Genomic DNA, 1,043 nt, shown 5'->3' on the forward strand with positions numbered 1-1,043 from the left:
TGCAGATCATGAGGATGGCGGGGTTTGCCATATCTTGCAAAGTACTCTGGCGTTGCTGCTACACATAATTTCACTGGCGGGCCGATCGCCACGCTGATCATATCTTTTTCGACGATGCCACTAAGTCGAACGCCAGCGTCAAAGCCCTGTTTGACGATATCGACAAGAGAGTCGTCAGTTGTGAGCTCGACTTTAATATCAGGATATTCACGTGTGAAACCAACCAGTAAAGACATTAAAAATATACGTGCAGCTACCCGGGCGGCATTGATTTTGAGCGTTCCTGTCGGTGTCAGACGAAAATCATTCATCTCATCTAACATGATCTGAATTTCGTCGAAAGCTGGGCGCAATCGTTCATAGAGATTAGAACCCGCTTCCGTTAACGATACGCTTCGGGTTGTCCGATTGAATAAGCGAATTTTAAGACGTTGTTCCAGTGTTTTAATACTATGGCTAATGGCGGACGAAGATAAGCCTAACTCATCGCCTGCTGCACGAAAGCTTTGATTACGGGCCACGGCAAAGAAAGTGGCAAAGTCAGACATATTCATCCGCATTAGTGAAAATCCTTCATTAACTCATCCTGAATCATCACGTTTACAGGATTATGCCGCCTGCGTAAAGTGCGCTCCAGAACTTAACGTGGAGGTAAAATTATGCAGTCTGAACGTATTTATTTGGTATGGGCCCATCCTCGTCATGATTCATTGACCGCACATATTGCTGATGCGATCCATCAGCGGGCAATGGAGCGGAAAATACAGGTGACGGAACTCGATTTATATCGGCGTAATTTCAACCCGGTGATGACGTCGGAAGATGAACCAGACTGGAAGAATATGGATAAACGTTATTCTCCAGAGGTTCATCAGCTTTATTCAGAGCTGCTTGAAGATGACACGTTAGTGGTGGTTTTTCCTCTCTGGTGGTACAGCTTCCCGGCAATGCTAAAAGGATATATTGACAGAGTATGGAATAATGGGCTGGCTTATGGAGATGGGCACAAATTACCATTCAATAAAGTTCGTTGGGTGGCGCTG

The 1,043-nt window shown here is 45.4% G+C and carries 2 protein-coding genes; one reads left to right on the forward strand and one right to left on the reverse strand.

Features of this window, described 5'->3' with window-relative positions; genetic code table 11:
- Window positions 1-560 (reverse strand): LysR family transcriptional regulator (locus R7Z41_RS24410; protein ID WP_318141693.1); only part of this gene is annotated, 560 nt, incomplete at its 3' end.
- 99 nt (window positions 561-659) lie between these two features.
- Between R7Z41_RS24410 and R7Z41_RS24415 the strand changes: the two genes are divergently transcribed.
- Window positions 660-1,043 (forward strand): NAD(P)H oxidoreductase (locus R7Z41_RS24415; protein WP_318141694.1); only part of this gene is annotated, 384 nt, incomplete at its 3' end.

The sequence above is a fragment of the Vibrio sp. 1457 genome (assembly GCF_033340195.1).
In the GTDB taxonomy this organism is placed as follows: domain Bacteria; phylum Pseudomonadota; class Gammaproteobacteria; order Enterobacterales; family Vibrionaceae; genus Vibrio; species Vibrio alginolyticus.